A 6,000-nucleotide genomic window follows, 5' to 3' on the forward strand; every position below is an offset into this window, starting at 1 on the left:
GTTTGTTCATTCATCTAACAGAAGCTTATTGTTAAATAGTAGTTGACCTTACCATCAAGGGAAGCTTCACAGTGCAAACACTTTAATCCACAAAGGAAATAATGATGTTAAGACTAAGAGTAGAAAAAATGGTCTGTGGTCACTGCGTAAAAGCAATCACTGGAGCAATGCAAGCGGCTGATAGCCAAGCGCAAGTGAATGTCCGCCTCGATGATAAAATCGTTGAAATCTCAAGCACCAAAGGAGAAGACGAGATCATCACTATTATTGCCGACGCAGGCTATAGCGCAGAACTCATCAACGAAAGCTTTGCCTAACTCCCAGAAGTTATCAATCCAAGTCGACCCAAACCACTTTGCATTAGTAAGGTGGTTTATCCACTCACTTCCACCTTCATTGCCACTCGCACTTGTTTTATACAGCTCACGTTAATAAACGCTCACAATAATTCACACTTTGACAAAGCGCAGACAATGCGGAACAATTACGCCGTTTGTATTAGATAAAACCAATACAACTGCGACTAAAGGAATAATTTAAGGACAACACAATGAGCTTTATCGGCGCCGGTGCAGGCAATGAAGCCCAGAGCGTGCAATACAATGTCGACGCGCAAACTGCCAAATTACGAACCTCAGGTTCTGTTTCTTGGCGACACAACAATCCAGCCTTACTGCCATTGAATATTAGTGCAAAGCGAAATCAAGCGCTTGGACAAGCTTATCGTATTGCGATATTTCCCGACCGTGCTGCGGGAGAGCAAGCTTTTTTAGAAGAAATCGAAAGAGCCAAATACGGCGATTTTACCTTAGGCCAAATGGTCAATGCGTTTATTCCAGGCTACATCATCGACCCACCGCAATGGGATGAACAAAACCAAACGGCTGTTCTACCGCATATTGAGCCAATAACGGGAATGGATGTTAATCTGCCAATTAGCGACCCACAAGCATTCTTAGACTTGGTAACCCTTAAACTGGGTTGGCAAGTAGGAACTGAGAGTGATGTTGCCAGAGATTTTGAAGCCGAAGCCAGACAAGCAGCTATCGTTTCAAATACGAATGTTCTCATTAACGGCAGAACCGCTGTACATAGTGGCAGCGGCGGTGTGTTAAGCACAGTAGACGTTTGTTTGACTAAGATAGGCAAAGTGGTTGTGCCTATTCCTTATGGCAACATCGCCCGCTCATCAGATGCCGCAAGCGTTGCCAGCTCAGTAAAAATTCAAGGTAACGGTGCAGCCAATATCAAGTCTAACTTTTCAAAAAGTACGGGAGATCAACCCGGTAATAAAAAAGGTATCGCTAGTCGAACATTGGGTAAAAAAGCGGAGTTTCTGCAAGGCAGCTTTGATGTTTACATCGAGGGAAAACCGGCGGTTAGGCAGGGAGATTTAATGGTATCTAATAATAAAAATACGCCCCCCGCACCATTGAACCAACCCGGTGGTGCCACTCCTGCAGGCCTTGATGTAGTGCTTGGCGCAGAGCCACTAAGCCAAGATGGTACGAATAAGATCAATATAAAAGTGTCGGGCAGTAGTAAACCTAGCGATGAAGAGGTGAAGATAGGATGAGCCACACTTTACCAACCAAAACCAATGCTAACGGTAATTTTAGAGAACTTGTTTTTGAGGGCTACGCAAGCGACAAAGAAGTGGTGTCTTTGATGCTCAAAGACACCTCGGTTGATGGCACGAAAGAAGGCTATTATAAGGTCCCCCTTTACACTTCAAACACGGTAGACCAACAAAGCAGCGATGCCGACATTGAGCTGGTGCACATTTATCCATTTTTATACGACACGCCAGAGCAGCAACTACAATCAGCCTCTCCAGTAACCAGTGGATTTATCTATATTTATGTCGATGGCTATTTATGGCGTGAACTACAAGTTATCGAATCTGAAGACTTTGACGCTCCGGCGCTATTCTCAGATGTGAATTTGTATTGGCAAAAAGGTTTTTTAAGTTGGAAAAAGTCGGCCAATAAGCCAAACTCACGACCGCAAGGCACGCGTGCAGCAACCTGTAAACCAACCAGCAGCATTCTCGTCCCGCATAAACTAAATGGCAACGAAGTAAGCGTAGAAATCGCATGGTCTGAAGTACAGTGGTCATGGGAGCAGATCTTGTTGTTTGGCGGGTTTAATGAACAGGATCCGCGCTTAAATACCGGCACACCACTCGCTGACGAAGAAAGACATTGCCCTGCCCCAGGAGATGCAGCAGCGCTCAGAGCACAGCGCATGACTAAGCTGGATAACTTAGGGCAATTTACCACAGGCTATAACGACCAAGGCAAAGTAGTTAACACCCCGACACTTCATCAAAAGCTGCACCTTCCAGAGCGCGATAAAATCGCCCAAGTGCCGATTTTTGACGGGATCCATGTGGCTCGAATGTATGTGGTGAAAATTCAAAATTTGGTGGTTGAAATTGAAGCGCTTATGAACCACCTCTCTGGTGTAAACAGCGAAACAGGTGAAATCGACTATCAGCAACGTAATAAATACGAGCTTGCAGTTTACATGCTGCAAACTTTCTATCTGCAAACAGATGCCGTTTTAGATAAAGACATAGAAATACAGTCATCTGGTGAAAAACTAGTCGAATCGGATGAAGACGCCATCGACTTTGCCAACAAACTTAAAGAATGGCGAACAGAATGCTTAGATGAAGAGGCCTTTTTTGAGTTTTTGCAGGAAAAAACATTTCGAGAACTTGCAGAAAATATAGCGGAGCTCACTGATGAACTCATTAACTTTCTCGATCAAGAATCCTTAGCCGCTGGATTTACCGAGTGCTTTAAGGATTATGCGCATCAAACTGACTTAAGGTTTTTTGAAGCCTATGACTTACTCACCGATTTATTTTTGGTTTTGAAGCCCCATCCGGCAGCACAAATAGCCCAAATTAATAGAGACAAAGAGTTTTGGCACACGCTAAGTAGCGGCCACCGAGGACAAGACTTTATTCTGCAATGTCTAGATCAACACCCAAGCAAACCAGGAAAAGAAATTGCGCAGTTTTTATTTCCAAAACCTACGGGAAATAAGCTAAGTGAATACGAAAAGCGTGACTTTAACCGCTTTGAGCTTAAGCTTGCGAGCGCAAAAATCGAAAAGATCCATAAACAAGAGGAATTAATAGATTGGAATGAAGGAGAACAATTAGGCAGGCGGCTTTCTCAGGTGATTTTTGGTTTAGCCGTTAGCGTATTTGAGATCCCCGATATCGCCCATAAACTTTCGAGTCACGAAGGGACGTTAGGCCAACAAAAATCCGCGACTCAAGCAGCCACAAACGCGACTCAACGGCAGTATGAACAAACTCAAAAAGCACTGAAAGAGGCCGAACTTGCAAGAGATGAAGCGCTTGATGAGCTGACAAAAAAAGAAGCTGAGTATGAACAACGAAAGTCTGAACTATCGCGTTTGACTCCTGAAGAGCATCAGCTCAAAGCTGCAGAATTAGACGCAAAGATACAAGTTGAAAGAGCAAGATTACGACGACTTGAGACCAAGTTTGCAGCAGCAAAAGCGTCGGTTACACGAGCTCAAAAACAAGTATCTACCTTCGTAAAGGTCAATAATGCATGGCACAAATACCCTTTTGCAAAATTGATTGATGCAAAAGCGGATGTATTACAGCCACTGATGCGATTAGTAGATATCTCAACACCTGGGCACCTTGTTGAAGTCGAAATGAGGGTCTCCGATTATATAAATGGTAACTTTCCTATAGGTTACATGCCGCTTGACCCCAAATCTCGCCAGCTTTCTGCCGAGAAGCAAGTGAAAGAATTAAATCAGCTGATACGAGCGAACAGAAAGCGAAACGTCAATATAAAATACGGAGGCGCAAGCCATAAAGTGTCTCTGGAAGATGTTTTGAACTTGAATAAACGCCTTGAACTCCTAACCCAATCGTTAGACAGAGCGCAAACAACCACCTTTATTGAAAGTAAAGAGAAAGTCATTGCCTATTTGGTTAAAGCAACCGGTGCCGATTTGTCTGCTGAAGCCTCAGCAGCAAGGGCAAAACAAATTTATGACGACACGGTACAAAATGCAAAACACTATTCAACTGAGTTAGAAAACCAACACACCACTATCAAAAATCTCGCAGAGCGAACAGCAAATCTAGAGAAATGGCAAAATAAAGTCGTTACCGAGGCCGCATCCAGCCAGTCGTTAAAAAGAGGAATGGTGGGTGTATTAGGTGCTTTATATATCTTTGAAATTGCAAATGTGAGGCAGGTAATAATAAATATAGAACCAAGTATTAGGGCCTCTTTTGATACACTAGGAGTAGTGTCTGATCTTGCTGCAATTCACTTAACAGTGCAGTCCGCAGTGACACAAATGCGATCAGGTTTGCCAAGTCCACGACAATATGCCGCCTTTGAACACCATAGGCGTGTTTTTGGAAGTCATAGCGCACAACAAAAATATGGGCCAACCTTTTCGAGTAAAGCGTCGTTAATGAAATGGACAAGTAGGTTAAACTTATTCGCCTCAGCATATAGTGCGACCATATCTGCTTTTGATGCTTACTATGCCTATAAGCGAGGAGATGTGTGGGCAACCACAGGAAACTTACTTGTGACAGCAGGTTTTGCGGGGATGGCCATTGACAGCCTGCCTATGGTGTTGGCCAAATATTCTCGTGCCGCAGTTATGTTACAATTTGGCAGAGTGAGCATCTATGGTCTGATAGCGGTGCTTATAGGCTACGGTATTCTCTATTTAATCCATAAAGATCCGCTCAAAAACTGGTTAACCGTCTGCCCTTGGGGTAAAAACGCCTTTGAGGGTGGCGAAAAGAACATGCTGGGGGACAACTTAACTTATTCTTGGCAAACTCACCCAGAATATGCTCTGCATGCACTTTACGACGCGCTATTTGCCCCATCTATTATGGCTGAATCTCAGGTGATGCAGCTCAACACCTTTTCACGTGTTGCTGATAAAATATCAAAACGTGGTAAATTTCATATCGTAAACTTTAATATGCAGGTTCCAGGGCATATTCCTGCATCTCAACAGGGTTATTTAGACCTAGAGTTTGATATTAAGCCCGTTGCCTCTAATAAACCATGGCAATCATTGCTAAGTACAGCGGCAAAGGGCCAAGCCTCCACCGCAATCGACCACTTCTGGGAACATGTCAAAATTACCGTTAGCCCTCAATTTACCGGGTTTCAGCTGCAATTCGACGAAACCGCGCTATACCCTTATTTTGACAAGCTAAACTGCACAAAGTTAGAGCTGCGCATGCGCTGTACAAAATACCCCCTTGGTAAGGGGCAAACCATTAGCCCAAACTCGAGTCAAGAGTTTAGGCTACCAGCTCCAGAGCGCGATCAAGATGGCAATATTTCAGAAGCACGGCTTTGGAGTGAACAAGCCGTAGAGGTAGAGATCGATGACTATGGTTTAAGTGCAGCAGGGTTGCTACAGAGGCTATTAAACTAAAAGGCCAAATAATGAGAGAAAAATTAAATCTAAAAACGTTTACAGCCCTATCTGCTACTTTACTCAGAAAAATAGTAAGTAAGGTAATGGAAACCGAGGTAGCTCCCAAAGCACCTAAAGAGCTAAAAGAGCATACAGAAGACAATTTACCACCCTTTGATTTTGGTCGGCCGGTGGAAGAAACTCCACTACTACCAATAGCAGACTCAGTACCAAGACGTAAAAAAGTAAAAGGGGGGTTTAAGCGAGTACCAGTTCAGCTAAACAGTCGATTCTTGCTTTCGCAAAATAACCTAATGGCCTCCAGCAGAGATATAAAATTGATGAGTGTTGACCTTGATCGTATCGATAAGCTTTCAAATGCAGCTTTTGCGTATATTGCTTTAGCAGGGGCAATGATTGCGGCGTGTTTTTATTTGGCTACACACGATCAATTTTTTGTTTGGAAGATAGCCGTTTTGCTTACGGTCGCCATACCTATTTTTATCCATGTTGGCTTTGTAAAACGCACTTCAGCTGAAG

At 43.6% G+C, this 6,000-nt stretch carries 3 protein-coding genes and 1 pseudogene; all 4 read left to right on the forward strand.

The window, feature by feature from the left end; all coding sequences use genetic code 11:
* Positions 1–101: 101 nt before the first annotated feature.
* A complete protein-coding gene (locus BB427_RS20270; protein ID WP_254663676.1) occupies positions 102–317 on the forward strand; it encodes a heavy-metal-associated domain-containing protein in 216 nt (71 codons plus the stop codon).
* 233 nt (positions 318–550) lie between these two features.
* Positions 551–1,576 carry a DUF4150 domain-containing protein gene (locus BB427_RS20275; RefSeq protein ID WP_069022881.1) on the forward strand — a complete coding sequence of 342 codons (1,026 nt, stop codon included), beginning with the start codon at positions 551–553 and terminating at the stop codon, positions 1,574–1,576.
* Positions 1,573–5,478 carry a hypothetical protein gene (locus BB427_RS20280; RefSeq protein WP_069022883.1) on the forward strand — a complete coding sequence of 1,302 codons (3,906 nt, stop codon included), beginning with the start codon at positions 1,573–1,575 and terminating at the stop codon, positions 5,476–5,478. Before BB427_RS20275 ends, BB427_RS20280 begins: the two co-directional genes overlap by 4 nt.
* An 11-nt stretch (positions 5,479–5,489) precedes the next feature.
* Positions 5,490–6,000: pseudogene (locus BB427_RS20285) on the forward strand (hypothetical protein); the annotation flags it as partial.

The organism is Pseudoalteromonas sp. BMB, from assembly GCF_001709235.1.
Classification (GTDB): domain Bacteria; phylum Pseudomonadota; class Gammaproteobacteria; order Enterobacterales; family Alteromonadaceae; genus Pseudoalteromonas; species Pseudoalteromonas maricaloris.